The sequence below is a fragment of the Thiemannella venezuelensis genome (assembly GCF_014203605.1).
In the GTDB taxonomy this organism is placed as follows: Bacteria; Actinomycetota; Actinomycetes; order Streptosporangiales; family Streptosporangiaceae; genus Planomonospora_A; species Planomonospora_A venezuelensis.
In genome coordinates this window covers 1-26,730 of the sequence record NZ_JACHJJ010000038.1, presented here as the reverse complement: position 1 = coordinate 26,730, position 26,730 = coordinate 1, and the positions used below count along the sequence as shown (strand labels likewise).

Annotated in this window: 24 protein-coding genes; 13 read left to right on the top strand and 11 right to left on the bottom strand. The window is 73.5% G+C overall.

Annotated features, from left to right (window positions below; genetic code table 11):
- The gene (locus tag FHS22_RS34850) at positions 1-546 is read right to left on the bottom strand and encodes a TetR/AcrR family transcriptional regulator (protein ID WP_184948472.1); all 546 of its coding nucleotides are present in this window, start codon (positions 544-546) and stop codon (positions 1-3) included.
- Between the two features lie 43 nt (positions 547-589).
- On the opposite strand from FHS22_RS34850, the gene FHS22_RS34845 reads away from it, so the two are divergent.
- A complete protein-coding gene (locus FHS22_RS34845) occupies positions 590-1,000 on the top strand; it encodes a nuclear transport factor 2 family protein (protein WP_184948471.1) in 411 nt (136 codons plus the stop codon).
- Between the two features lie 254 nt (positions 1,001-1,254).
- On the opposite strand, the gene FHS22_RS34840 is transcribed toward FHS22_RS34845, so the two are convergent.
- The gene (locus FHS22_RS34840) at positions 1,255-2,520 is read right to left on the bottom strand and encodes an EAL and HDOD domain-containing protein (protein ID WP_184948470.1); all 1,266 of its coding nucleotides are present in this window, start codon (positions 2,518-2,520) and stop codon (positions 1,255-1,257) included.
- A 223-nt stretch (positions 2,521-2,743) separates the two neighbouring features.
- On the opposite strand from FHS22_RS34840, the gene FHS22_RS34835 reads away from it, so the two are divergent.
- Positions 2,744-4,933, top strand: coding sequence for an ATP-binding protein (locus FHS22_RS34835; protein ID WP_184948469.1), 2,190 nt, complete (start codon positions 2,744-2,746; stop codon positions 4,931-4,933).
- 178 nt (positions 4,934-5,111) lie between these two features.
- Here the strand turns inward: FHS22_RS34835 and FHS22_RS34830 are convergent, their stop codons facing one another.
- The 5 genes from FHS22_RS34830 to FHS22_RS34810 form a co-directional block, all read right to left on the bottom strand.
- Positions 5,112-5,354 (bottom strand): DUF7455 domain-containing protein, encoded by a 243-nt coding sequence (locus FHS22_RS34830; RefSeq protein ID WP_184948468.1) that lies wholly within the window; start codon positions 5,352-5,354, stop codon positions 5,112-5,114.
- A 206-nt stretch (positions 5,355-5,560) separates the two neighbouring features.
- On the bottom strand, positions 5,561-6,937 hold the full coding sequence (locus FHS22_RS34825) for a hypothetical protein (protein WP_184948467.1): 1,377 nt from the start codon (positions 6,935-6,937) through the stop codon (positions 5,561-5,563).
- A 449-nt stretch (positions 6,938-7,386) separates the two neighbouring features.
- Positions 7,387-7,608 (bottom strand): hypothetical protein, encoded by a 222-nt coding sequence (locus FHS22_RS34820; RefSeq protein WP_184948466.1) that lies wholly within the window; start codon positions 7,606-7,608, stop codon positions 7,387-7,389.
- A 142-nt stretch (positions 7,609-7,750) separates the two neighbouring features.
- Positions 7,751-9,079, bottom strand: a complete 1,329-nt coding sequence (locus FHS22_RS34815; protein WP_184948465.1) for a GAF domain-containing sensor histidine kinase — start codon at positions 9,077-9,079, stop codon at positions 7,751-7,753.
- A gap of 169 nt (positions 9,080-9,248) precedes the next feature.
- The gene (locus FHS22_RS34810) at positions 9,249-11,147 is read right to left on the bottom strand and encodes a sensor histidine kinase (RefSeq protein WP_184948464.1); all 1,899 of its coding nucleotides are present in this window, start codon (positions 11,145-11,147) and stop codon (positions 9,249-9,251) included.
- A 163-nt stretch (positions 11,148-11,310) separates the two neighbouring features.
- Between FHS22_RS34810 and FHS22_RS34805 the strand changes: the two genes are divergently transcribed.
- The 9 genes from FHS22_RS34805 to FHS22_RS34765 all read left to right on the top strand — a co-directional run bounded on the left by FHS22_RS34805 (position 11,311) and on the right by FHS22_RS34765 (position 20,409).
- A complete protein-coding gene (locus FHS22_RS34805; protein WP_184948463.1) occupies positions 11,311-11,685 on the top strand; it encodes a response regulator transcription factor in 375 nt (124 codons plus the stop codon).
- Positions 11,686-11,872: 187 nt separating this feature from the next.
- Entirely contained in the window at positions 11,873-12,055 is a 183-nt protein-coding gene (locus FHS22_RS34800; RefSeq protein WP_184948462.1) for a Flp family type IVb pilin, read from the top strand.
- Between the two features lie 4 nt (positions 12,056-12,059).
- Positions 12,060-12,497 carry a TadE/TadG family type IV pilus assembly protein gene (locus FHS22_RS34795; protein ID WP_184948461.1) on the top strand — a complete coding sequence of 146 codons (438 nt, stop codon included), beginning with the start codon at positions 12,060-12,062 and terminating at the stop codon, positions 12,495-12,497.
- A gap of 59 nt (positions 12,498-12,556) precedes the next feature.
- Positions 12,557-13,690 (top strand): pilus assembly protein TadG-related protein, encoded by a 1,134-nt coding sequence (locus tag FHS22_RS34790; RefSeq protein ID WP_184948460.1) that lies wholly within the window; start codon positions 12,557-12,559, stop codon positions 13,688-13,690.
- Positions 13,691-13,712: 22 nt separating this feature from the next.
- Positions 13,713-14,486 (top strand): Flp pilus assembly protein CpaB, encoded by a 774-nt coding sequence (gene cpaB, locus FHS22_RS34785; RefSeq protein ID WP_184948459.1) that lies wholly within the window; start codon positions 13,713-13,715, stop codon positions 14,484-14,486.
- Between the two features lie 102 nt (positions 14,487-14,588).
- On the top strand, positions 14,589-15,818 hold the full coding sequence (locus FHS22_RS34780) for a CpaE/TadZ family protein (protein ID WP_184948458.1): 1,230 nt from the start codon (positions 14,589-14,591) through the stop codon (positions 15,816-15,818).
- Between the two features lie 109 nt (positions 15,819-15,927).
- Positions 15,928-17,316 (top strand): TadA family conjugal transfer-associated ATPase, encoded by a 1,389-nt coding sequence (locus FHS22_RS34775; protein ID WP_184948457.1) that lies wholly within the window; start codon positions 15,928-15,930, stop codon positions 17,314-17,316.
- An 89-nt stretch (positions 17,317-17,405) separates the two neighbouring features.
- The gene (locus tag FHS22_RS39080) at positions 17,406-19,484 is read left to right on the top strand and encodes a type II secretion system F family protein (RefSeq protein WP_184948456.1); all 2,079 of its coding nucleotides are present in this window, start codon (positions 17,406-17,408) and stop codon (positions 19,482-19,484) included.
- Positions 19,485-19,488: 4 nt separating this feature from the next.
- Positions 19,489-20,409 carry a type II secretion system F family protein gene (locus tag FHS22_RS34765; RefSeq protein WP_184948455.1) on the top strand — a complete coding sequence of 307 codons (921 nt, stop codon included), beginning with the start codon at positions 19,489-19,491 and terminating at the stop codon, positions 20,407-20,409.
- 113 nt (positions 20,410-20,522) lie between these two features.
- Here FHS22_RS34765 and FHS22_RS34760 read toward each other — a convergent pair whose 3' ends face one another.
- On the bottom strand, positions 20,523-21,212 hold the full coding sequence (locus FHS22_RS34760; RefSeq protein ID WP_338048095.1) for a TetR/AcrR family transcriptional regulator: 690 nt from the start codon (positions 21,210-21,212) through the stop codon (positions 20,523-20,525).
- 205 nt (positions 21,213-21,417) lie between these two features.
- Here FHS22_RS34760 and FHS22_RS34755 point away from each other — a divergent pair, with 205 nt between their 5' ends.
- The gene (locus FHS22_RS34755) at positions 21,418-21,828 is read left to right on the top strand and encodes a VOC family protein (protein WP_184948453.1); all 411 of its coding nucleotides are present in this window, start codon (positions 21,418-21,420) and stop codon (positions 21,826-21,828) included.
- A gap of 67 nt (positions 21,829-21,895) precedes the next feature.
- Entirely contained in the window at positions 21,896-22,453 is a 558-nt protein-coding gene (locus tag FHS22_RS34750; protein ID WP_184948452.1) for a dihydrofolate reductase family protein, read from the top strand.
- A gap of 261 nt (positions 22,454-22,714) precedes the next feature.
- Here the strand turns inward: FHS22_RS34750 and FHS22_RS34745 are convergent, their stop codons facing one another.
- From FHS22_RS34745 to FHS22_RS34735, 3 genes are all read right to left on the bottom strand, one after another.
- On the bottom strand, positions 22,715-23,194 hold the full coding sequence (locus FHS22_RS34745; RefSeq protein ID WP_184948451.1) for a DUF1203 domain-containing protein: 480 nt from the start codon (positions 23,192-23,194) through the stop codon (positions 22,715-22,717).
- A 94-nt stretch (positions 23,195-23,288) separates the two neighbouring features.
- Positions 23,289-24,860, bottom strand: coding sequence for a methyl-accepting chemotaxis protein (locus FHS22_RS34740; RefSeq protein ID WP_184948450.1), 1,572 nt, complete (start codon positions 24,858-24,860; stop codon positions 23,289-23,291).
- A 109-nt stretch (positions 24,861-24,969) separates the two neighbouring features.
- The gene (locus tag FHS22_RS34735) at positions 24,970-26,433 is read right to left on the bottom strand and encodes a GGDEF domain-containing protein (protein ID WP_184948449.1); all 1,464 of its coding nucleotides are present in this window, start codon (positions 26,431-26,433) and stop codon (positions 24,970-24,972) included.
- Positions 26,434-26,730 lie beyond the last annotated feature (297 nt).

The following is a 26,730-nucleotide window of genomic DNA, read 5'->3' as shown; positions in this document are numbered from 1 at the left end:
CTACGCGGCCAGACCGGCGAAGATGACGGCGAGTGTCCGTTCCTGCAGCTCCACGTCCCAGCCGCCCTGCAGGGCGCCTTGGCAGACGCTCACCAGCAGCGCCATCACCTCGGGCCGGCGGACGTCATCGCGCACCGTGCCCGCGGCCTGTGCCTGGCGCAGCAGTTCCCCCACCGCCTCGCCCAGCTGACCCACCGCCGCCGGGACGCTGACGCCGGCCAGGTCGACCACCGTGCGCTTGGCCGCCGCCTGCTCGACCAGCCGGCGGAAGAAGACGTGCAGGCCGTCCGCCCCGCCGAGCGTGGCCGCGTCCCCCGCCAGCCGTGCCAGCAGGCGTTTCAGGATCGCCGCCAGCAGGTCGTCCTTGGTCGGGAAGTGCCGGAAGACCGTGCCGATCGCCACGCCGGCCAGCCGGGCCACCTCCTCGGTGGACGCCGCCGTACCGCGGTGCGTGAACACCTCCTCGGCCGCGTCGAGGATGCGTTCCCGGTTGCGCTGCGCGTCCGCCCGCACGCCGACCCCCTTGGAAAATGAGTCTCGACTCATTATGGTAAGTCGAGTCACCACTCATCTTATCCCGGAGGCAGGCATGACCCCACGCGAGGTCTTCGACCGCATGCGCGAGCGCTGGACGGCCGGCGAGACCGTCTTCGACGACGACTCGCTCACCGAGGACGTCATCCTGGAGATGCCGTTCGCCGCACCCGGACGGCCCGGCCGGATCGAAGGCCGGGCCGCGGTCCTGGCCTTCGTCCGTGCCGGGCACGACGGCCTGCCCTTCCGCTTCGACGACTGCCGAGCGCTGGCCGTGCACGACACCACCGACCCCGGCACCATCGTCGTCGAGTACGAGCTGGCCGCGACGCTGACCGCGACGGGAGTGTCCGCCGCGGCCCCGTTCGTCGGCGTGCTGACCGTCCGCAAGGGGCGGATCGCCCGCTGGCGGGAGTATCAGAACCCGCTCGCGGTCGCCTCCGCCCTGGAGACCGCGGCGTCCTGAGCCGCCGCCCGCGGACGACCGCGGCGGAGCACCGGCAGCAGCGTGGCCGATCCCTCCCGGACCGGGACACAGGGGCGCGATCGGCCGTCGCCATCCGATTCCTGAGTTGCGTTAACCGGGTGTTATCGCAATCCACGAAGGCGACAGCAAATGATTACGCGTAGCTCGATTCATTTTCGTGTTACGCGTAACGCTACAGTCGCCGCAGGGCGCGCCGTACCGCCTGACCGGGCCTCGCGGGTTCCCACGTCCGGTCAGACACTGGTGACGATGTTCATCGACCAGTCGACGGCGCTCAGGAAGGCGTGCGCCAGGTTCCCGTGCGCGTCGTCCTGGTCGGGCATCCTGCCCGACTCGTACGCCCTGGCGGCGATGACGACCGAGCCGAGCGGACCGCGCTCGTCGATGATCGCGGCTGACACGTCCTGGCTGAGCGACAGGTGCGCGATCAGCTCCTCCGGGAGCACGCCCAGCAGGTCGGCGATGCCGGTCAGCAGGCCCACGGTGAACGCCTTGTCGCTGGGCAGGCTCAGGGACTTCGACAACAACTGGCAGAGGCGGGCCCGGGCCAGGACGTGGGACATGCGCTCGGTGTCGACGCCGTCGCCCGAGCCGACCACGTCGCTGAGGAGCATCAGCGTCACCCAGTGCCGCAACCGCTCGGTACCCAGGACCACCACCGCGTCGTTCACCGACGAGACCCGCTGCCATCTGCCGACCGCCGCGGAGTTCGTGGCGCGCAGGATGCGGTAGGACAGGGCGGGGTCGGAGGTGACGATCGCCACCACCTCGTCCAGGTCGGTCTCGTCGTCGGCGAGTTTGCTGATCAGCTCCAGGTGGCGCAGCCGGCTGGGCTCCAGCGTGTCCAGGGACAGCACCCGGGGCCTGCCCAGCAGGTATCCCTGGAACAGCTCGAACCCGAGTTCCCGGGCGAGGTCCATGTCCTCCTGGGTCTCCAGCCGTTCGGCCACCAGGCGCAGGTGCGCGTAGGCGCGGCAGGCCTCGACCCGCGTCCGCAGGACGTCGGGGTCCACCCCGGAGACCTCGAGCTTGACGTAGGAGGCGATCTCCAGCAGGCGTTCGTGGTCGTTTCCGAGCACGAAGTCGTCGAGCGCGATGGCGAAGCCCTGCTCCGCCAGCTTCCGCACGCCGGAGACCACCTGCTCGTCGATGTCGATGGTCTCCAGCACCTCCAGCACGACCGATCCGGAGTCGAACGGCAGCGGCAGCTCGCCGACGAGGAACTCACGCGTCAGGTTGATGAAGCACAGACGCGAGCCGGTCAGGCGTTCCAAACCGAACTCGCTGAACGCGTTGACGATGACCTGGCTGGTCGCCTCGGCACCGCGCGCGGTCGCCCCTTGGGCCTTCGAGTTGGACCGGAAGAGAAGCTCATAGGCCACCAGGGCACCGGTCTCATCGTGAATCGGCTGGCGGCCGATGTGGATGCGGTGCCAACCGTTCTCGGTCGGCCTGTCGGCGGGGTACATGTGATATTTATCGTCGGCCGAGGGCGGCATGTGAGGAATCTCCAGGATCTGACACGGTTTCTGCACCCACACGGACAGCGACGACGCTACCGGTAAACACCCGGAAAACCCGTCCCTCCGGCGGACGACACCGTTACCGTCGGTCATCGGTGGGGGATGAGACCCCGGTGACCCTGTTCGAGATCGCCCGGCCGCTTCCCGTCGCGCCGGAACCGCTCCCGGCCGCCGGTACGGCGCGGCGGACGGCCCGCTGATGGCCAAAATGGCCGCGCTGCGCCGCACCCTCATGTTCACCGTGCTGTACCTGATCGCGGTGGTCGCCGGGCGGATGACCGTGATCGAGGGGGCGAGCCTGAGTCTGGTGTGGCCCGCCGCGGGCGTGGCGGTGCTGTGGTTCATGGCGCAGCGCCACGAGCGGTCCTGGTGGCCGGATGTGGTGGCGCTGACGGTGGTCACGTTCGCCGTCAACGTGCTGACCGGCGCGTCCACGGTCCTCGGGGTCTGCTTCGTCATGGCGAACCTGGTGCAGGTCTGGGTCTTCGTGCACCTTTTCAAACGTTTATGCCCAGAGCTGTGGGATCCCGGGGGATGGGGACGGTTCGCCAGGGTGCGCCATCTGTGGCGGCTGCTGTTCGTCGCCGCCGTCAGCACGCTGTGCGGCACAGCCTTCGGCCCGACCGCGGTGTGGGTGGTCACCGGTCAGTGGTCGTGGATGACCACGGCGGTGTGGATGACGCGCAACACCGTGAGCATCGTGCTGATCGGCGCGGTCGGCATCCGCCTGGGCCGCTTCTTCGGCTCCCTCCCCCGCGGCGGGGCCCGCCGCTGGGAGGCCTTCCGGATCTGGGTGCACGGGCTGAGCAGGTGGCGGGTCGCCGAGTGCTCCGCCCTGGTGCTGGCCTCGGTCACCGCCTACGTCGTGGCGTTCGGCCTGCGGCACGGGCTGCCCCTGGCGTTCCCGCTGCTCGCCGTGACGGTCTGGGCGGGCCTGCGGTTCAGCACGACCTTCGTGGTCCTGCACGACCTGCTCGCGGGCGCCGCCGCCATCCTGTTCACGCTGAACGGGTACGGCCCGTTCGCCACGGTCGACTCGCCCTCCGCCCGGGCTCTCGTGGCGCAGATCTTCGTCGGGCTGGTGGCGATCATCGGGCTCGCGCTGGCGCTCAGCCGCGACGAGCGCGAGGCGCTCCTGGGGCGGCTCACCGCCGCCGAGGAGTCGGCGTCCGCCCAGGCCAGGCTCCTCACCACGATCATGGACTCGATGCACGACGGGGTGGCCGTGATCGACGCCGACGGGCGGTTCGTGATGCGCAACCCCGCCACCCGGCGCCTGCTCGGCGGGGTGACCAGCTCCACCGACACCATGGCCGGCAGCGAGCACTACGGTCTGTTCCGCCCCGACGGCAGGCCGCTCCCCGACGAGGAGATGCCGCACCGGCGGGCCCTGGCCGGCCAGGAGATCCGCGGCATGGACGTGGTGGTGCGCAACTCCGGTGTTCCCGAGGGCAGGGTGCTCGACGTCGGCGCGATCCCCCTGCCCGCGGCCGGCGGCGGAGCCATCGTGGTCCTGCACGACGTCACCGCGGAACGCCGGCACCGCGACGAGCTCGCCGCGTTCGCCGGCATCGTCTCCCACGACCTGCTCAACCCGCTGACCACCGTCGAAGGCTGGGTCGACGTCCTCGGCGAGGCCATCGAGGCGCGGCCCGGCGGCGCCCCCGGCGCTCTCCCCGGGCAGGACGCGGCCGGGCAGGACATGGCCGGGCAGGACATGGCCGGGCAGGACATGGCCGGGCAGGACATGGCCGGGCAGGACATGGCCGGGCAGGACATGGCCGGCCAGAGCATCGTCCGGATCAAACGCGCCACCGCCCGGATGCGCAACCTCATCCAGGACCTGCTCGCCTACACCACCGCCCGGGACGCGGCCATCGCCCCCGTCCGGGTCAGCCTCCGGGACGTCGTGCAGGACGTCGTCACCGCGCGCGGCGACCTCCCGGCCCACCTGACCGGAACGCGGACGCCGCGCTTCCACGTCGGCGACCTGCACGAGGTGCACGCCGACCCGGCGCTCCTGCGCCAGCTGCTGGACAATCTGATCGGCAACGCCGTCAAGTACACCGCGCCCGGGGTCGCCCCCGAGGTCACCGTCACCTCGGCGCCCGAGGGACCGGACATGGTCCGCGTCGAGGTGGCCGACCGCGGCATCGGCGTCCCTGCGGGACAGCACGAAGCGATCTTCGAGAACTTCCACCGCGCCCATGCCAAGAGCGGCTACGCCGGCAGCGGGCTGGGCCTGGCCATCTGCAAGCGCATCGTCGAGCGCCACGGCGGCTCCATCGGCGTCGAGGACAATCCCGGCGGAGGCTCCCGCTTCCACTTCACCCTGCCCGCCGTGACCGGCAGGACTCCAGCGGGACGCGGAGAGTCCTCCGACCCCTGACCCGCCTGCTCCCCCGGCGGCGGGCATGCGTGAGCCCCCGTCCCGGCACCTGGGGGAGGCGCCGGGACGGGGGCTCGCGAAGGACGTGCGCTGCGGGTCCGGGTGGACCGGCGGCGGAGGCCGACGGCCCGCCGGCCGGGCGTCGTCTCGGCACGGACGGGCCCGAGGAGCCGCGTGCTCAGTCGGCGTTGGCGGACAGGCTCGGCTTCTCGTTGATCTTGTGGCGCTCGTCGCGCACGGTGATGTAGGGGTGCCGGGTCACCAGCGTGAGCTCGTTGCGGTGGTAGTGGTGGCCGCAGAACAGCAGGTCGCGGCTCGGTCCGAAGACGACGCGGACGAACGCCTGGGCACCGCACTGGTCGCACCGGTCGGCGATCTTCAGCGGATCGCTCTGCAGGACTCTCTCCGTCGTGATCGTCATATATCAACCTCTATGCGCTCGTATCCGGTTCCCACGGTCGGTCGTCACACCATCGGCTGTCCGGGGCGGCAGCTGAGAAGGTCCGCCCGCTTTCACACCGTCGTGTGCTTCCGGGGCGGCGCTTGCGGCGCACCCTGCCCGCGGGTCGGCGGCCTCCGAACCGGCCGCCTGTATCCATTGGGCCGACCGGGCGTAGCGGGAGAGGATCACCACCGGTGCGGGCCGGTTGCGGGCCGTACGGCGGGCAGGTCCCCCGCGGTGCGCACGAGCCCGGAGCCGTCAGACCGGTGCGGGCCCCCGACCGGGGGGAGCGGCCCGGGACCGGCGGGGAGGGCGGGAAGCGCCTCGCCGCGGTCCCGCCGGGCCTTCTCCCGCCGGGCCCGCAGGATGGCCTGCTCGCGGATCTCCGCCCTCTCCTTCCGCCGCCTCATGGCGAGCTCGGCCGCCTCCTCGGCCAGCACGACCGCCTCCGTCCGGGCGAGCTCCGCATCCCCCCGCGTGCGCTCCCGCTCCCGCGCGGCCCGCAGCGCCTCCTCCGCTGCCTCCTCGATGCGCTGGGCCCGGGCGCACTGCGGCCCGCCCCTGAACACCTGGCGGACGGAGAGCTCGTGCGCCAGCTCGACCACCGCCCGCCGTACCTCGGGGCTGGACCGGGCGCGCCGGGCGGCCAGCCGCTCCTGCATCCTCCGGTAACCGGCCCCGTCCTCGTCGATGGGGAGGTCACGCCGGCGCCGGAACGAGCGCAGCCAGGAGCCGATCCGGTAGCGGACGACGCCCTCGATCCTCTGGGCGGAGGCGACCTGGACGGTGAGCAGCTCCACCGTCTCACCGAACGGGACATATCGCATCAGAAGCGCCACGAGGTGCTCAAGCGAGGCCAGCTCGGAAGCCCCCGGCACCTCGGTGCCGGGGATGACGACGCCCTCTCGCTGCGCTCGCCAGCGCGGCAGGCACCGCCGCAGCGCGTCACGGGCCCGCCGGAGCTCGTCGTAGCCGTGCTTCCGCCAGACGGGGCTCGGCCGCTCGTCCTCGTCGCCGGATTCATCCCCCCAAAGCTCCGGCCGGTGATCGTCCCGGCCGTGCAGCGGGAGAGATCGCGACGGGGGAGGGGTGGGGCCCTTTGCTATATAAGGAGACGTGTGAACTCTTCCACAGCCGAGTTCAACGATCTTGCTCTGGGCATGTGGACCGCCGTACTGGACCGTCACGCACTCGGCGAGCACGGCGTGCGCCGAGGCGAGGGTCGGCTTGCCCCCGGCCCGCCGGGCCGGGTCGTCGGCGACCTTCCCGATCGCCCGGGCGAGGCTCTTGGGGAAGTCTCCGGGCAGCCCGGCCAGGTCCATGCAGAGCGTGTAGCGGGCGGGGCGGCCGGGGGCGGCGGCGTGCACCTGGCGGGCCAGGCCGAGCGCGATCACCCGCCCCAGGTCCTTCCAGCCGGTCCGCTCGCTCAGGTGGTGGTAGGCGGCGTAGGCGCGGATGATGCCCGGCATGTCGTCGAGCCGGCCGCTCTCGTGCGCGTGGTGGGACAGGTGACGCGCCATGCGGTGCACGCAGTCGTGGACGACCGTCCCGCGCGCCCGCATCAGGCGGACCCCCCGGAACCAGGTCCGGGGAGGGACCGCGGGCAGCCGGTCGGGATCCTCGTAGCAGGCGGTACGGCGGCGCGCGCGACGGCGGCGCGGGCGGCCGGGCCGCTCCTCGGGGGATGTGCGGCAATTGCGTTGTACGTGTTGGGCTAGGCCACTATCACCCGAATGCGACACGCCGGTTTCGGGCATGACTGGCAGAGCCCGGGATCCATCGTCTATCGTGGACTCCAGACATCAGGACACCGGCCAGGCACGCGAAAGCCTCAGCCGACACGAGCCGGGTCGATGTTCGCCTCAATGAGGGGCCCCTGCGTTCTGCTTGGCGGTAGAACGGCGCGGGGGCCTTCTCTATTTGTGAGGGTCCGCCATCCTGGGCGGTCTGCCTTCCCCTCGGTCACTCCTTTCGGCGCACGCCGTACGGCCTGCGCGGCTGCGGTCGGGGCTCAGCCCGCGAGCGGAAGCGGATCCTGCTTGCGCCGGGGGCCGGGCACCTTCACGGAACGGTCGTGGGCTGCGACGAGGAAGTCGACGACGTAGTCCTGGAAGTTGTCATATCCCAGTTCGACGGCGCGCTGCTTCATCGCCTGGTGCAGATCGTTCGGGAACCGGATGGTCTGCGCGGTTCGGGGCCCCTTGGACGGGCGCCCAGGCTTACCTCCACTCATAACGGAGGACCCTATTGGAACCCGAATCGGAAAGCCACGTCTCACCCGGCGTGTCGCGCGCACGCCGACAATTCATGGCACTCATTGCCGGCATACCGGTAATCGAAGGCGAAATCGCCTGCCGTATCGCCTGCCGTCCGGTCTACCGCGCGGGTCCCGGCCGGGAACGGCCGGTCTTCGAGCCCGCCCGGGCCGGGACGGGATGGCCGTTCGGCTTCGCGAGGTCGGGCGCCGGTGCCGGTGTCTGCGCCGGCGCCGCGTCATCGGTCGCGGAGGGCAGGCTGATGCGCACGCGGGTGCCGCGGCCGGGCCGGCTGTCGATGTGCACGTGCCCGCTGTGCAACTGGACGATCTTGTTGGTGATGGACAGCCCCACACCGGTGCCGCCGATCGCCCGGTCCTCCGCCTCGCCGCCGCGGTAGAAGTCCTCCAGCACGTGCTCCAGATCCGCCGGGGTGATGCCGATCCCGGTGTCGCGCACCTCGATCGTCGGGACCGGCTCGCTCTCGACGACGACGATGACGCTCCCGCCGGGCGGGGTGAACTTGATGGCGTTGTCCAGCACCTGCGCCAGCGCGTGCTCCAGCCGGGCGCTGTCGGCCCACACCATCACCGGGACGGGGGCGTGCACGGCCACGACCAGGTGGCCGCTGCGGGCGACGGGCTGGACCTTGTCCACCGCGCGCCGGGCCAGCCCGGCCAGGTCCACCTCGACCGGGTGGTGGGCGGCGGTGCGGGCGTTGAGGCTGGCCATCAGCAGCAGGTCGTCGATCAGCGTCAGGATGCGGTGGCTGTTGCGCTCGATCACCCGCAGGAACTTCTGCTCGGTCACCTCGTCCAGCCCGCCGTCCTGGATCAGCTGCAGGTAGCTGGAGATCGAGGTCAGCGGGGTGCGCAGCTCGTGGTTGACGGTCCGCAGGAACTGGTTCTTCAGCTCCTCCACCTCCCGCAGCCGGGAGATGATCTCATCGGCCCGCTGGGTGTAGTAGCGGGCCTCCATCTGACCGGCGACGGAGGCGGCCAGCGTGGTCAGCGCCTGGTGCTGGGACTCGGACAGGTGGCGCGGCATGTGGTCCATCACGCACACCGCGCCCAGGGCGTGGTCGTTGCTGCTGACGATCGGCGCGCCGCAGTAGAAGCGCACGTACGGCTCACCGGTCACCCAGGGGTTGCCGGTGAAGCGCTCGTCGGCCAGCGCGTCGGGTACCTCCAGCACCTGACGGCTGCAGATGACGTACGAGCACGCCGTCGCCTCCCGGCCGCCGCGGGTCACGGTGACGCCGAAGCGGCCTTTGTAGGTCTGCCCCTCGGCGTCGATGAGGGTGACCAGCGCGAGCGGCGCCTGGCAGACGGTCGCGGCCAGCCGGGCGATGCCGGTGAAGTCGGGCTCGGGCACGTTCGTCAGCGACTGCAGCGTGGACAGTTCCGCCACGCGCTCGGCCTCATCGGCTGGTATGGGGATGGAAGCCATCGGAGCCTCCCACTCACGCTCATGGTTGTTCTGGAACGGTCGTGGTGGGTTTCAGTCCCGCTACAGCCGAGCTGTCCGGATTTCGGGCCATCTGCTTTCCTACCCTCCCGCTGAGCAGGCGTAACCGCCGCACGGGCCGCCACCGGGACGGCGGTCCGGGGACGCCGTCCTACCGCGGCACCGGGAGCGCCGCCCTCTCCCCGGCCGGCGCGGTTCCCGCCCCGCCGGCCGGGGCCGGCGCCACGGGCAGGGTGAAGACGAAGCGGGAGCCGCCCCCGGTGTTGTCCTCGGCGTGGATCTCCCCGCCGTGGTGGTTCACGATCCGGCGGCAGATGGCGAGGCCGAGGCCGGTGCCCGGGTAGCCCTCGCTGCCGCGGGCCCGGTTGAAGGCGCCGAAGACGGCGTCGCGCTGGTCGGGGGCGATCCCGATGCCGTGGTCGGCGACGGCGATCCGCCACATCGGCCCGTCCTGCTCGGCGCTGATGTCGATCTGGGCGGCGACGCCGTGCCGCACGTACTTGATCGCGTTGCCGATGAGGTTGTCCAGCACCTGCCGGAGCCGCGCCGGGTCGGCGACGACCACCGGGAGCCGTCCTGACTCGATGTGCGGCCGGTCGTGGTCGAGATGGGAGGTCCGCTCGGCGACGATGTCGCCGACCATCGTGTTGAGGTCGATCTCGGCCAGGTCCAGGGAGCCGTCCCCGGCGGCGGCGTAGTTCAGCAGGTCGTCGATGAGCTGCTGCATCCTGCGGGTCCCGGCCCGCACCCGCGACAGCCAGGTGTTCACCTGAGGGTCGGAGCGCTCGGAGAGGTGGTCCTCCACGAGCTCGCAGTATCCCGCCACCACGGTGAGCGGGGACTTCAGGTCGTGGGCCGCGACCGCGGCGAAGCCCTCCAGCTCGGCCTCCCGCTCCCGCAGCCGGATCTCCACCTGCCGCCGCTGCTCGATGTCGGCCTGGAGCGCCGCGGTCGCCTGCTCCACACGGGCCAGGGCCCGGTTGCGCGAGGTGACCAGGACCAGGATCAGGCCGGCCAGGAGCACGCTGGCCAGCGCCCCGAAGCCCAGGACCACCTGGTGGAGGTGGTCGTCGCCGGCGGAGGCGAACCGGGTGGTGGGCCGGATCTCCAGTTTCCAGCGCCGGCCGGCGGCGTCGATCGTCGTCTCCCGGTGCAGGCGGGTGTCGGCGAGCGGTTCGCCGGTGTGCATGTCGGCGAGCCGCCGTTCCTGGCCGGGCACGGACACGTCGGTCAGCGTCACGTTGAGGAGGCCCTGGGAGACCTGCTGCAGGATGCCGTTGACGAAGTCGCTGCCGCGCACGCCCATCAGCAGCCAGCCGCGCAGGAGGCCCGAGTCGGGGGTGCCGGCGGAGCCGTAGACCGGCGCGGCCAGGACGAACGAGGCCCGCTGGCGGGCGATCGGCAGTGCGCGGTCCCGCAGCAGCACGTAGGCGTGGCTGGCGGTGACCTGGCCGCTGCGCCGGGAGGCGTCCATGGCCTGGGAGGGTTCGGGGGCGGCCGCCAGGTCCAGGCCCAGCGCGGTCGAGAGGCCGTCCAGGCTGCGGGTGAGCACGACGAGCCGGTGCTCGTCGGCGCGTACGGGCCGCAGGGTCAGGCCGGTCGCTCCCCGGTCGCGCCACAGCTGCTGCAGGGCCTGCACGTTCTCGTCGTCGGCGGAGACGACGAATCCCACCTCGCTGACCCCGGCCAGCCCGCGGTAGGCGAGCCGGAAGGTGAGCGCGTCGAAGTCCTCCGCGGTCAGGTTCGCCTGGGTGCCCACCGCGGACGCCAGGTGGCCCAGGAGCTCCACGCGCCGGTGGGCCTCGGCGGCGATCACGGTGCGTACCACCTCCAGGTGGCGGTCCATGCGCCCGGCGGCCTCCCTGCGCTGGGCTTCGGCCAGCGCGCCGGCCGCGACCGTGGTCACGATCAGCCCGACCACCAGCATGATGCAGGCCAGCGCCAGTCCTCCGGTACGGCTGAGCTGCCGGGGCATCCGGGGACGGGCGGCAGTCCTCACCGCCTCGGCGGTGTCACCGTCCAGCCTGCGCATCTGTGTCTCCCGTCTCATGCCGTCTCGAGTGGACTTCCTTGTCCCCATCGGAAGGAGCGCCGCGGAGTTGAGGAACGGCGGGGCGGCCGGGGGCCGTCCTCGTTCTGGAGGCCTAGAACCGGGGAAGCGGGTATGAACGCTGGCCAAGGGGCTTTTTCTGGGGAAACGTCACGGGGTGATCATGAGCAGCGTTCTGATCGTCGAGGACGATCTCGACATCCGGGATCTGACCGTGTTCCGGCTGGAGCAGGCCGGCCACGAGGTGCGTACGGCGGGCGACGGGATGGAGGCGCTGACGGCGCTGGAGCAGCAGCGGCCCGACATCGTGATCCTGGACTGGATGATGCCGGGGCTCTCGGGACCGGAGGTGTGCCGCAGGCTGCGCGCGATGCCCGGACTGGAGGGTGTGGTGGTCCTCATGCTCACGTCGAAGGCGCAGGAGGCCGACGTGGAGGAGGGGTTCCGGGCGGGCGCGGACGACTACATGGTCAAGCCGTTCAGCCCGCGGGAGCTCGCGGTGCGCGTCGGGGCGCTGCTGGCGCGGGCCCGCCCCTGAGTACTGTTCCGGTCAGTAATGAGTAACTTAAAGTGCATATGTAAGCACAAAAGGTAACTCGCACCGATTTCGCACCCGTTCTGCACCGTTTCCGGCAACCGATCGGCACCTAGCGTGTCAGCCACGTTACGGAAAGCCATCGCCGATGGAAACCGTCGGTGGCGCGCAGCTCACGGAGGAGTGCACCATGATCGGTCTTTACCTCAAGCTCCAGGCCCTGCTCGACGACTCCGGTCGTGACCGCGGCGCCACGGCCGTGGAGTACGGCCTCATGGTGGCGCTCATCGCGGCCGTCATCGTCGGCACCGTGATCCTGCTCGGTCAGGGCCTGGACCTGAAGTTCAGCGAAGTCCTCGACAAGATCGGCTGATCGCGTGCCCCGGCTGGGCGTCCCCGTGCAGCCGGGCCGCACCGCCCGTACGGCGCGCCCCATGGAACTGGGCGCCGCCTCCGTGGAGACGGCGCTCATGCTCCCCGTGATCCTCTTCCTCCTCTTCGCGGTCATCGACTTCGGGCGCATGTTCAACGCACAGATCATCCTCACCGGGGCCGCCCGCGAAGGCGCGCGGGCCGTCGCCCTCGGACATCCGGCCGGACCCCGGGTGGAGTCCGCCGCGCAGGGGCTCTCGCCCCTGTCCAGCACGGTCACCGCCTGCCCCGCGGCTCCTGACCCCGGCGCCGACGCCGTCGTCGAGGTCAGGCACCCCTTCGAGTTCGTCACCCCGGTGGCCGGGCTCGCGGCGCTGTTCGGCGGCGGCCTGGACGGGCCGATCACCCTGTCCGGCAGGGGGGTCATGCCGTGTCTCGGCTAGGGCCCGCGAAGGCGCGGGCGGGGGCCCGCACGCCGGCGCCGGCCCGGGCCCCGCGGCGTGTGCGGGCCCCGCGCCCCGCCGGGCTCCTGCGGCGCGGCGGGCTCCTGCGGCGCGGCGGCGACGAGGGGGGCATCGCCGTCCTCGTCTGCGTGCTGGTCGCCGGCGGGGTGCTGCTGGGCATGGGCGCCCTCGCCGTCGACGTCGGCCGGCTCTACGCCGAGCGCGAGGAACTGCAGAGCGGCGCGGACTCCGCCGCCATGGCCGTGGCCGAGCAGTGCGCCCGCGACGCCGGACGGTGCGGCACCGCCCCCGCCGCCACCGCGCAGCGCTACGCCGACGCCAACGCCAAGGACGGCACCTCGGGAGTGGAGACGCTGTGCGGGCGGACCGGCAACGGCGGCCTGCCCGGCTGCCCGCCGCCGGCCGCCAACCTGACCGCCTGCATCGGCGAGCCGCCGGCCACCGCGGTGTACGTGGAGGCGCGCACCCGCTCCCGGCTGCCCGGCGGCAGCACCCTGCTGCCGCCGGTCCTCGCCCAGACCCTGCTCGGCAGGGGCGGCTACGCCGGGGCCGAGGTGCGGGCCTGCGCCCGCGCCGCCTGGGGTCCGCCGCTGCGGGCCCGCGGCCTGGGCCTGACCGTCTCGCTGTGCGAGTGGCGCGAGGCCACCGCGGGCGGCACGGTGTTCGCGCCCGCGCCGCCCGCGGCCGTGCCCGGCTCGGCCGAGGTCGTGCTCCACCTGCACACCACCACGGCCCGGACGTGCACGACCCGCGGCTCCGGCGGCGACAGCCCCGGCGGGTTCGGCTGGCTGGACGACCTCGACGACACCTGCTCGGTGCTGGTCGAGGCCGACGGCACCTACGGCGGCGACCCGGGCGTGTCCCCGTCCAAGGCGTGCGAGCGGGTCCTGGCCGACGCCCGCGGCGAGCGGGTCGTCACCTACCTGCCGATCTTCCGCCAGGTCGGGGGGAGCGGGCAGAACACCCGCTACACCATCGAGGGGTTCGCCCCGTTCGTGATCACCGGCTATGCCCTGCCCGGCGCCTCCGAGCCGTCGAAGCTGACCGGCCTGAGCCGCTGCGGGGGGTCCGACAAGTGCGTCTACGGCTACTTCACCCGCGCCCTCGTCCCGGCGAAGGGCACGATCGGCGGCCCCGACCTGGGCGCCGCCATCGTGACGCTGATCGGTTAGGGGGAACGGGTTGAGGTCGCGCATGCTCACGCTGCTGGCCGCGCTGGCGCTGGCCCTGACCGGCGCCGCCGCCGTGCTGGTCTACGTCTCCGGCGCCGAGGAGCGGGCGCTGGCGGGCAAGAAGGCGGTCGCCGTACTGGTGGCGAAGAAGGCCGTCCCGGCCGGGACCACCGGCGAGCAGATCCGCGCCGGAGGGCTGGTCGAGCAGGTGCGCATGCCCGCCGAGACCGTCCCGGCCGACGCGCTGGGCGCCGTGGACGCCGGCCTGGACGCACTGGCGCTCACCGCCGGGCTCCAGCCGCGCCAGCTGCTGCTGCGCGGCATGTTCGCCGCGCCGGAGAGGACGACCGGCGGACTGCCGATCCCCGAGGGAAAGATGGCGGTCTCGGTGGAGATGACCGCCGCCGCCGACGTCTCCGGGTACGTGCGCCCCGACACGCAGGTGGTCGTCTTCGACACCTTCAACGTGCTCAAGGGCAGGACGGGGGTGCCCTCGGGCGACCGGCTCGCCGAGGGCCACGAGACCAACCGGGCCACCCGGGTGCTGCTGCCCCGCGTCCAGGTGCTCGCCGTGGGACCGCGCCGCGCCGCCGCCTCCGCGGCCGAGCCCGCCGACGCCGCCGAGCAGGACCCGCAGCAGGAACGGACGCTGCTGGTGACCGTGGCGGTCAACCAGGACGAGGCCGAGCGGCTGGTGCACGCCGCCCAGACCGGGACCCTCTACCTCGGCCTGCTCACCGACACCGCCGACGTCGGCCCCGGCCCCGGCGTCGACAACCATTCGCTGTTCCGCTGACCACGAGGAGACGACGTTGACCGGACGGGACCGCGGGCCCGCGACGGAGGAGGGCGCGCCCGTGACCGCACGGGGCGGGGCGACGACCGGCGGGAGGGGGCGGTGACGATCCTGTACGAGCCGCAGCCCGCCGCGGCCGCGGAGCTCGCCGCACTGCTCGGGCAGGCCGGGCACGCCGTACGGACCGCGGCGGACCCCGCCGGGCTGGCCGCGCTGATGGCGGAGGATCCGGGCGAGCCGCTCGTGCTCTTCGGCCCCGGCGCCGCATCCGCCGAGGCGGCGGCCTTCGCCGCCGAGCAGCGGCTGCGCGGGCCCGCGACGGGCGTGGTGCTGCTGTGCGCCCACGCCGGCGCGGGCCTGCTGCGGGAGGCGCTGCGGGCCGGTATCCGGGAGGTCGCCGACCCGCGCGACGCGGGGGCCGTGCTGGAGGCGTGCGGGCGCTCGCTGGAGCTGTCGCGGCGGATGTCGGCCCCGCAGCCCGCCACCCACGACACCCACGACACCCACGACACCCACGGCGTCCCCGGCGTTCCCGACGCCCGCCCCGGAAGGATCGTCACGGTGCTGGCCACCAAGGGCGGCTGCGGCAAGACCACCGTGGCCACCAACCTGGCGGTGGCGCTGGCCGCCGGGGGCCGGCACCGGGTCCTGCTGGTGGACCTGGACGTGGAGTTCGGCGACGTGGCGATCGCACTGCAGCTGACCCCCGAGCGCGGGCTCGCCGACGCGGTCGCGATGGCCGACCGGCTCGACGAGACCGGGCTGCGCTCGCTGCTGACGCCGTACCGGCCCGGCCTGGACACCCTGCTGGCCCCGGTCCGGCCGACCGACGGCGAGCAGGTCGGCGCGCCGCTGGTGGGCGAGGTGCTGCGCCTGGCCCGGGACATGTTCGACTACGTCGTCGTCGACACGCCGCCGCACTTCTCCGATCCGCTGCTGGCCGCGCTCGACGTCACCGACCACTTCCTGGTGCTGGCCGCACCCGACGTGCTGACGCTGAAGAACACCCGCATCGCGCTGGAGACCCTCGATCTGCTCGGCCACCTCGCCGAGCGGCGGATCGTGGCGCTCAACCGCTCCGGCTCACCCGTCGGGCTGACCCCGCAGGACGTCGAGCGGGTGCTGCGGGTGCCGCCGCACGCGCACATCCCCTCCAGCGCCGACGTGCCGCTCTCGCTGAACCGGGGGGTGCCGCTGACCGCCGGCGACCCCGCCCACCCGGTCAGCCGGGCCATCGCCGAGATCGCGACCCGGCACCTGCACGCCGCGCCGGCCGGCCCCCCGCGCCGCGAACGCGGGCGGCGCGGGCTGCTGCGCCGGGTGAGGGGCTGACCGTGCGATCCGGCGGCCGGACGGGGCAGGCACCGGACGCGGGACCGATCGCGGGACCGGTCGCGGGACCGGTCGTGGGATTCGAGCGTGGAGAGGAGGGCTGACGCCGGTGGGACTCAACGACCGCATCGCCCGGCGGCGCGCGGCCGCCGTACCGCAGGACGCCGCCGAACGGGCGCCGGGCCCCGCCGGGGACGGGACCGCGGCGGCCGCCGCGGTCCGGGCCGCCGACCCGCTGGCCGGGGTGCGCCGCCGGGTGCACCAGGCGCTGCTGGACGTGCTCGGCCCCCAGATGTACGCCGACGTCGGCGGGGACGACGACCTGCGGCGGCGGGTACGCGAGACCGTCGGCGAGGTGCTGGCCGCCGAGGAGACGCCGCTGACCGCCGCCGACCGGGCCCGCATCGCCGACGAGGTCACCGACGACATCCTCGGCCACGGCCCGCTGGAGCCGCTGCTGCGCGACCCCGACGTCAGCGAGATCATGGTCAACGGCCCCGAGCTGATCTTCGTGGAGCGGTCCGGGCGGATCGAGGAGGTCGAGACCCGCTTCGCCGACGACGCCCACCTGCGGCGCGTCATCGACCGCATCGTCTCGCGGGTCGGCCGGCACGTCGACGAGGCCAGCCCGATGGTCGACGCCCGCCTGCCCGACGGCAGCCGGGTCAACGCCGTGGTCAGCCCCATCGCGCTGGACGGCTCCATCCTGACCATCCGCAAGTTCTCCAAGGATCCCTACACCGTCGACGACCTGATCGCGTTCGGCACGCTGACCCGTCCGGTGGCCGAGGTGCTCTCGGCCTGCGTGCGCGGCCGCCTCGACATGGTGATCAGCGGCGGCACCGGCTCCGGCAAGACCACCACTCTCAACGTGCTGTCGAGCTTCGTGCCGGCCGGCGACCGCATCGTCACCATCGAGGACGCCGCCGAGCTGCAGCTGCGCCAGAAGCACGTCTTGCGCCTGGAGTCGCGCCCGGCCAACACCGAGGGCCGGGGCGAGGTCACCATCCGCGACCTGGTCCGCAACGCGCTGCGCATGCGCCCGGACCGCATCGTCGTCGGCGAGGTCCGCGACGGCGCGGCCCTCGACATGCTCCAGGCCATGAACACCGGCCACGACGGCTCGCTGACCACCGTGCACGCCAACACCCCGCGCGACACGCTGGCCCGCCTGGAGACCATGGTGCTGATGGCCGGGGTGGACCTGCCCGCGCGGGCCATCCGGGAGCAGATCGCCTCCGCCGTCGACGTGATCGTGCAGGTCACCCGGATGAAGGACGGCGTGCGGCGCATCACCCACGTCACCGAGGTGACCGGCATGGAGGGCGACGTGGTCACCCTCCAGGACATCTTCGTGTTCGACTACCGGGCGGGAATGGACGCGACCGGCCGCTACCGCGGCACGCTGGTGCCGAGCGGGCTGCGGCCGCGCTTCCTCGACGAGATCGCCAAGGCGGGCGTCACCATCCCGCCGGGCACGTTCGGCGGCGTGTTGTGACACGCTTCTGCGGCCGGAGCGGCCGGAGCGGCCGGAGCGGCCGGAGCGGCCGGAGCGGCCGGAGCGGCCGGAGCGGCCGGAGCGGCCGGGTGTTCCGGTATCCGGCCGGGCCGGGCCGGGACCTCCTCGCGCCGCCCCGCCCGGGGCGCCACGGCCTGCCCGGCGTCCTGCTCACCCTGCTGCTCACCCTGCTGCTCGGCGCCCCGGCGCCCGCGGCGTGGGGTGACGGCGAGCCGTCGCTGGCGGCGGGAGCCGTGCGGACGACGCCGGGGCGGGCGCAGTTCTACCTGACCGCCAGGAACCTGCCGCCGGGCATGTCCCTGGAGACCGCGCGGGTCACCGTGCGCGCCCGGGAGACGGGCGCGGGTGAGGGCGCGGGTGAGGGCGCGGTGCTGCCGGTGACCGTCGAGCCCGCCGGGACCGCCGGCGCGGGCGGCGGGGACGGCCCGGACCGGTCCGTCGTGATCGTCTTCGACGCCAGCGCCTCGATGTCCGGCCCGCCTCTCGCCCAGGCGCAGGACGCCGCGCTGGACTACGCCCGCGCCGTCCCCTCCGACGTGCGGCTCGGCCTGGTCCGGGTCGGCGACCGGGCCGAGACCCTGCTGGCGCCCACCGCCGACCGGGCGGCCTTCGCCGCGGCGGTGCGCGGCGTGCGGGCGCAGGGCAGCACTGCCCTGTACGACGGGGTCGAGGCGGGGGCGGCGCTGCTGGCCGGGGAGGAGGCCGGTGACCGGCGGCTGCTGGTGCTGTCGGACGGGGCCGACACCTCCTCGCGGACCTCCCTGGACCTGCTGGCCGTACGGCTGCGCGGCGCCGGGGCCGCGGTCGACGTGGTGGCCTTCGGGGAGGGGATCGACGCCGCCGCGCTGCGGCGCATCGCCGAGGGCGGCGGGGGGCGGGTCCGCCGCGCCACCCGGGGCCGGGAGCTGGCCGCGGCGTTCCTGTCGGCCGCGGCGGCGTTCTCCCCGCCGGTGCGGGTCACCGTACGGGTGCCGGGGGAGCTGGCCGGGAGGGCGGCGCGCCTGACGGTCGAGGCGCGGCCGGCCGGGCCCGCGGCGGACGTTCCCGCACCGGGGCCCGCCTCCACTCCGGCGGATGCGGGCGGGGTGGTGAGCACCTCCATGGCGGTGACCTTCGCGGCCGATCCGCGGGCGGGCGGCCCGGGGGCGCCCCCGGCCGCCGTCACGGTCGCCGGGCCGCCGGACTGGCTCTACCCTGCGGGCGGCGGCGCGCTGCTGGCCGCCGTGGCGCTGGCCGCCGCGGCGCTGGTACGGCCCCGCCGCGGCCTGGACGGCGGGCGGCTCGCCCAGCTGGAGCGCTTCGTCGCGCACGGGGGCGCGCCCGCGGGCGCCGGGATCGCCGGGGGCCTCGGAGTGCCGGGTGCGGCGCTGGCGCTGACCGAGAGGGTGGTGCGCGCCCGGGGCCGCCACGAGCGCCTCGCCGTCGAGCTGGAGCAGGCCGGGATGCGGCTGCTGCCGCACGAGTGGACGCTGCTGCGGCTGGGCGTGGCGTTCGCCTGCGCCGTCCTGCTCGCCCTGCTGCTGCCGCCGGTGGCCGGGATCCTGCTCGGCCCGGGCCTGGGCTGGGCGGGCTGCGGCCTCTACCGCCGGCACCGTGCCGCGGCGCGGGCCCGCCGCTTCGCCGAGCAGCTCCCGGACGCGCTGCAGCTCGTCGTCGGCTCACTGCGCTCGGGCTTCTCCCTCGGACAGGCGCTGGCCGCGCTGGTGCGGGAGTCGGCCGAGCCGGTCAGCACCGAGTTCGGCAAGGCCCTGGCCGAGACCCGGCTCGGCGTGGACCTGGAGGACGCGCTGGAGAAGGCGGCCGAGCGCACCGCGTGCCGGGACCTGTCCTGGCTGGTGATGGCGATCCGCATCCAGCGGGAGGTCGGCGGGAACCTGGCCGAGATCATGGCGACCGCGGTGGACACCATGCGCGAGCGCGCCCGGCTCCGCCGGCACGTGCGCGCGCTGACCGCCGAGGGCCGGCTGTCGGCCTACGTCCTGATCGCGCTGCCGATCGGCATCGGCGGCTGGATGTTCCTCATCCGCGGCGAGTACGTGCGCCCGCTCTACACCGAGCCGCTGGGCATCGCGATGCTGGGCGCCGCGGTGCTGCTGGTGGCCGCCGGATCCTTCTGGATGAGCCGGTTGATCAAGGTGGAGGTCTGAGCCGGTGGGACTGCTGCTGATGCTGGCCGGGATCGGGGCGCTGACCGGCGCCGCCGTGCTCGCCGTACGGGCGCTGGCTCCGGGCCGCGTCTCCCGGGTGGAGCCGGGGCGGCTGGAGGCCGTCGAGCGCGTCTACGGCGCGGGCGGGGCCGGATCCGGGCCGCCGGCCGAGCCGTTCGCCGACCGGGTGCTGCGCCCGCTCGCCGGCCGGTTCGGCCGGCTCGCGCGCAGGCTCACCCCCGCCGGGATGGTCACCCGGATGAACCGCTCGCTCACCTACGCGGGCAATCCGCCGAAGTGGCCGGTCGAGCGGGTCATGCAGATGAAAGGCCTGGGGCTGCTGGGCGGTGCGCTGCTCGGCCTGCTGTACGGCTCCGGCCTGGGCGGCGCGCTGGTGGCCGTCGCCGCCGCGATGGGCGCCGCCGGGTTCTTCCTGCCGGACCTGCTGGTCTACAACCTGGGCGTGCGCCGCCAGCAGGAGATCACCCGGACACTGCCTGACATCCTCGACATGCTGACCGTCAGCGTGGAGGCCGGGCTGGGCTTCGACGCGGCCGTGGCGCAGGTCCGGGCCAACGCCGAGGGGCCGATGGCGGGGGAGTTCGCCCGGGTGCTGCGCGAGATGCAGCTCGGCAAGCCCCGCGCCGACGCGCTGCGCGCCATGTCCGACCGTACGACCGTGACGGAGCTGCGCGGTTTCGCCTCGGCGGTGGTGCAGGCCGGCGAGCTGGGCATCCCGATCGCGAACGTGCTGCGCGAGCAGGCCAGGGAGATGCGGCTGCGCCGCCGCCAGCGCGCCGAGGAGGCGGCCCAGAAGGTTCCCATCAAGATCCTCTTCCCGCTGCTGTTCTGCCTGTTCCCGGCGCTGTTCGTCATCATCATCGGCCCCGGCGCCCTGCGCATCGCGGAACTCCTGGGCACCTGACGCCCGGCACCGCGTCCGAGGCCGCCAGGACACGGGCGCCAGGACACGGGCGCCAGGACACGGGCGCCAGGACACGGGCGCCACGGGGACGCACGCTCCCGGAGCCGCCGGTCTCAGTGCGCCGCGCGCTCCTCGATGAGGGTGCCCAGGCCGTCGAGCAGGCACCGCAGGCCGAATGCCCGCCCGTTGTCGTGGGGCGCGCCGCGGGCGCCGTCGATCGCCGCCGTGAGGGCGGGGAAGCGCTCGGCGTACCGGGTCATCAGCTCTGTCATGTCCGAGCCGGGCTCCTCGCCGGCCGTCCACGGCTGGGTGCCGGCGGTCGCCATCGACTGCGTGTAGCGCATGTGGCCGAACAGCAGGAAGACCGCGTCCAGCCGCTCGCGGCCGGTGAGCCCGGTGCCGTGCAGGGCCGCCACGGCGCTCTCGATCCAGCCGACCTCGCGGGGCCCCATGAACCGCTCGCCCAGCGTGATCTGGGGCAGCCAGGGATGCCGGGTCCACACCTCGGCCAGTTGCCGGGCGAACTCCTCCAGCCTGGGCCGCCAGCCGGGCACCGCGGACAGGTCCGGGGGCTCGCCCACCGCGGTGTCGATCATGACCGCGAGGAGCTCGTTCTTGCTGGCGACGTAGCGGTACAGCGACATCTTGGTGAAGCCGAGATCGGCGGCGACCCGCTGCATGGAGATGGCCGCCAGCCCTTCGGCGTCGGCGATGTCCGTGGCGGTCCGCGCGATGGACTCCAGGCTCAGGGCGGGCCGGGGGCCGCGCGCCGATTTTGTCCGCGCCCCCCACAACAACTCCACACTGCCCTTCTGAGCTGCGCGTATCTCTTCGCCCGAGGTGGACATCCACCCTCCGTTCCGACCCTGCGCCGCATCGGACGCTTGCCTGGCACCCCTAATTGTGTCTAACGTACACATCACGCGTCCGACGGACACAGTGTCCATCAGAAACTGACATGTCCTAGGGACACTACCGCAGTGCCCGGCTCCTACAGAAAGGCTCCCTATGCCTACCCAGATGTTCGTCAACCTGCCGGTCAAGGACCTGAACGCGTCCAAGGGCTTCTTCTCCGCGCTCGGTTTCTCCCTGGACGAGCGGTTCTCCGACGAGCGGGCCGCCTGCGTGGTCATCGGCGACGACATCTACGCGATGCTGCTGACCGAGGACTTCTTCGCCGGTGCCACCAGCAAGGAGATCGCCGATTCGCACAAGACGGCCGAGGCGATCTTCGCGCTGGGCGTGGAGAACCGGGAGCGCGTCGACGAGCTGGCCGACGCGGCGCTGGCCGCGGGCGGCTCGGCGGCCGGAACGCCCATGGACGAGGGCTTCATGTACAGCCGCGGCTTCCTGGACCTCGACGGCCACCACTGGGACGTGTTCTCCATGGACATGAACGCGGCCGTGCCGGAGGCTTGAGCCGCCGGGCGGCTCCTCCGCGCCCTGATGTCCCGCCATCGCACCGAACGCTGGAAGGAAGCACCGCATGCGCACGTTCAAGCTCCAGGTCCAGACCACCGTCGACGGCTACATGGCCGGTCCGGGCGGCGGGATGGACTGGATGACGTTCCCGTGGACCGACGACGTGAGCGCCTACATCGACGCGCTCACCAAACCGGTCGACTGCATCGTGCTGGGCCGCAAGCTCGCCGAGGGGTTCATCCCGGCCTGGGAGTCCGGCCCCGAGGGTGAGGACCAGGAGTCCATCGACTGGATGAACAACACGCCCAAGGTCGTGATCTCCAACAGTCTCACCGAGTCGCCCTGGAAGAACGCCACCGTCGCCGGCGGCGACCTGGCCGCGACCATCCGCGAGCTCAAGGCCCGGCCCGGCGGGGACATGATCGCCTACGGCGGCGGCACGCTCGTGTCGAACCTGATCGCCGAGGGCCTGCTCGACGAGCTCCACCTGTTCGTCAACCCGGTCGCGATCGGTGCCGGGATGCCGGTGTTCCCCGACGGCCGGCAGCAGCTCCGCCTCGTGGCCGCCCGCCCGTTCGGCTGCGGGATCACCGCGATGCACTTCGAGCCGCAGCGCCCCTGAGCACAGCCGCCGGAAACGCCGCCGGCCCCGCCGGGAGGGATCCCGGCGGGGCCGACGACGCGTGGGCGGTGTGCCGGTCGCCTCTCGGCGGAAGGCACAACGCGGCTCCAGCCGTACGGTAGTCCGCGAAGGCGTATAGGTGAGGCCCGGGGACACTGGGCACACCGTCCACGGAGAGAAGTAACCACCGCCTGCCGCCCGATGTTCCCGGTCCCCCGGCGGGTGCGTCCGGCCGGGGGACCGGCCGCCGGGCGGAGCCGGTCAGGCGCGCCGCACCTCGAACTGGAAGCAGCCGAACGCGACGGCGCGCACGTGCACCACCGCCACCTCCGGATCGTCCAGCAGCTCCTTCAACGCCGTCTCGGCGTCGGCCCCGGCGGCCAGGTGGCGCCCTTCGAGGATGTGCCCGGCGGCGGCGTAGGCGCGGAGCACGCGGGGCCCGCGGTGCGCCTGCGGCCAGCCCGGCCCGGATCCGGGGCCGGGGCAGCCGCCGGCGTGCAGGAAGATCGGGCCCAGCTCGTCGTAGGGGCCGGGGTCGGCGCCCGTCTCCGCCGCCCAGCGCCGCAGCGGCGCGTACGACACCAGCGCGATCCGCTCACCCGGGCGGGCCCTGGACAGGCAGCAGCGCAGCGGGCTGCCGCCGGCCTCGTCGACCGACAGCCGGGGCGGGCGGCCCGCGTCGTCGGTCTCCAGCAGGGATCTCACGGTTTCGGGGCCGATGGCCCGGATCTGGTAACCCATGCCCCCATGGTCGGCGGGATCGCCCGCCGGTACCGGCGGGCATCGGACCTGGCACCGGGATCCGGGCCGCGCGGCGGCTCCGGCGGAGGGATCGTCAGGTGCGGAACCTGGAGACCATGGTCTGCAGGTCGGCGGACATGCGGGCGAGGTCCTCGGCGGCCTGCTGGGCCTGGCTGACGCCGCTGCTGGTGAGCTGGACCGCGGCGGCCACGCCGGAGACGGTCTCGGCGATCCGGTCGGTGCCGGAGGCCGCCTGGGCCACGCTGCGGTTCATCTCGTTGGTGGTGGCGGTCTGCTCCTCCACCGCCGAGGCGATGGTGAGCTGGTAGTCGTTGATCCGCGCGATGATGTCGCTGATCTCGGCGATCGCGGCGACGGCGCTCTCGGTGTCGGCCTGGATGGCCTCGACCCGCCTGGCGATGTCCTCGGTGGCCTTGGCGGTCTCCTGGGCCAGGTCCTTGACCTCGCCGGCGACGACCGCGAAGCCCTTGCCGGCGTCGCCGGCGCGGGCGGCCTCGATGGTGGCGTTGAGCGCCAGCAGGTTGGTCTGCTCGGCGATGCTCGTGATCGTCTTGATGACCGAGCCGATCTCGGCGCTGGAGGCGCCCAGCTTGGCGACGGTCTCGTTGGTCGTACCGGCCGCGGTGACCGCCTGCGCGGCGACCTTCGCCGCCTCGCTGGCGCTCTGGGCGATCTCGTGGATCGCCGCGCCCATCTCCCCGGAGCCGGCCGCGACCGTGCGCACGTCGCCCGAGACCTGCTGGGCGGCGGCGGCGACCGTGCCCACCTGGGTGCTGGTCTCCTCGGCGCCGGCGGCGATCTGGCCGCTGGTGACGGTCAGCTCCTCGGAGGCCGAGGCCAGCTCGTCGGCGGAGGCGCCGATGGTGCGCACGGCCGTACGCATGTGCTCGAGGGCCTGGTTCAGCGCCTGGGCCATGCGGCCCAGGTCGTCGCCGGTGGTGATGTCGGTCCGCGGGGTCAGGTCGCCCTGGGCCACCGCGGCCAGCGCCTGGCCGATCCGGCGGACCGGCCGGGTGATGGAGCGGCCCAGCGGGATGCACAGCCCCACCAGCAGCACCGCGCCGCCCAGGCCGACCAGCAGCGAGACCAGCCGGGTCTGCGCGACGGTCTCGTCCATGCCGGTGCGGGCGGTCTCGATCGCGGAGTCCACGGTGGCGTGCACCGCCTCCAGCTTGTCGTCGACCGCGCCGTTGCGCTCGGCGATCTCGGGCTGGCGCTCCCGCACGGCGGCCTTGTCCTGCCCGGCCTGCTCCACGAACGCCGTCACGAAGACGCTGAACTCCTCGATGTCCGGGAGCACCGCGTCCAGGCGGGTACGGGCCTCCGGCGGCAGCGCGAGCGCGTCCAGCTGCGCCACGGCCTCGGTCACCGACGCCACGTCGTCGGGCATGTCGGCGGCCACGTCGCTCAGGTCCTCCTCGATCACCGAGCGGTAGGCGTTGACCTTCAGCTCCGACTCACGGGTGTCGAGGTGGTTGAGGGCGGCCTTGGCCTGCTCCAGGGTGCGCAGCAGCCCGGCCTCGGTGACCAGCTGGTTCTGGGAGTGCATGCCGATGCCCATCACGGCGCCGACCGTCACCGCCCCTGTCACGACGATCAGTGCGAGTCGCTGCGTGACGCTCAGGTTCGCCAGCCGTGCTGCCATGTGCTCTCCAGAATTCCCCGGGATGTCTCCCCTTCATCGGCAGCGCGACGATTGTGCTGAGGAACACACTCCCGCGGGCGCGGCGGCGGGCGGACCGGTACGGAGAAGGTCAGCCGGCCAGGGCGAGGCCGGTCCCGCCCGGGGCGGGGTCGGCCAGCACCCAGCGGCCGCGGCCGCCGCGCTTGGCCTCGTACATGGCGGCGTCCGCGTTGCGGACCAGGTCGCCGGGGGAGGTGCCCCGGTGGGAGACGGCGATGCCGACGCTGGTGCCCACGCGCAGCTCGTGGCCGCGGTAGCCGACGGGCTCGGCGACGACCCGCAGCAGCCGCTCGGCGAGTTCGGCGATCTCGGTGCCGGGGTGGGGCTGCGGGCACAGCAGGGCGAACTCGTCGCCGCCGAGCCGTACCACCAGGTCGTCCTCGCGTACGGCGGAGCCCAGCCGACGGCCGATCTCGACGAGCAGCGCGTCGCCGGCCTCGTGGCCGTGGGTGTCGTTGACCGCCTTGAAGCCGTCCAGGTCCAGGTAGAACAGCGCGTCGCCGGGAGCGCAGTCCTCCAGGCGGTCGAAGAGGGTGCGCCGGTTGGCCAGGCCGGTCAGCGGGTCGTAGGAGGCCTGGTAGGTGAGCAGCCGCTCGGCGCGCTCCTGCTGGCGCACCGCGGCGGTGAAGCGGGCGAGCACGAAGAAGCTGGCGGCGACGGTGGCGGCGAGCAGGGTCAGGCGCTCCCCGAGGGAGCCGGAGCTCTCGGCCACCGCGATGGCCGGGGCGGTGAGCAGGGCCAGGCCGAGGAAGAGGATGCGGGTCGGGTGCAGGGTGCGGGTCCGGCGGCCGGGCCGGGCCAGCTCTTCCCGCCCCGGGTGCATGACGGCGATCACCATCAGCGCGTTGGCGACCAGGATCACCCCGTTGACCAGCGGCGTCAGGTCCATGACGGTCCACATCATGCGCCCGATGTCGGCGACGAGCCGGCCGGCGCCCGCAGCGATCATCAGGCGGGTGGGCACGCCGCGCGTTCCGGGGGAGAGCACCAGCAGCAGCACGGCCGACATGATCACCACATCGGCGACCATGAAGGACGCCTCGAGCAGGACGCCGGCGGTGTACTGCCCGTCGCTCTTCTCCAGCGCCGGGGCGGCGATGAAGCGCCACATGCCGAGCGTCGCGGCGGTGGCCAGGGTCAGCATGTCCAGCAGCGCCTCGCGCAGCTGCCCGCGGGCCCGCCGCTGGGCCATCATCATGATGGCGGCGCCGATCGCGGCGTACCCGCCGAGCCAGGGCGCGTCGATCCAGCCGGTCGGGTCGGTCTCCGGGGAGATGTACCAGAAGGCCGACGCCGTCGCGTCGCCGACCAGCAGGAGCGTCTGGCCCAGGGCGATCAGCCGCCAGGGCCGCCGGTCGACGCGCGACCCCGGGGTCCCGGTGGTACGCGCCGCCGCCCACCAGGCGGCGGCGCACACGGCGGCGTAGCTGCCGAAGTAGGCGATCTCGCCGATCAGGGTGCCGGCGGTCATCGCGATGACGGCGCCGGCGGCCATCGCGGCCGCCACCAGCCACCAGGTACGGAGAGCGCTCATATCCGAGTGATCGGCCGACTACCGAGGGAGATGAGGCGATTTTCCCTGCCGGTGCCCTCCTCGCGGGCAGGGCGGTACGGCGGGAAGGAGGGGCGGAGCACGGCGCCGCCTGCTCGGGCCGGCCCTTTTCCCTTCCCGGGAGCGCCCCGCCCGGAGGAAGGGGAAAGGGGGGTGGGGGGCGGGGGGGGGGGGGCCCCCCCCCCCCCCCCCGCGGGGGGGGGGGGGGGGGGGGGGCGGGGGGGCGGCCGGGGGGGCGGGGGGGGGGGGGGGGGGGGGCGCGCCCCCCGGCGCGAGGCG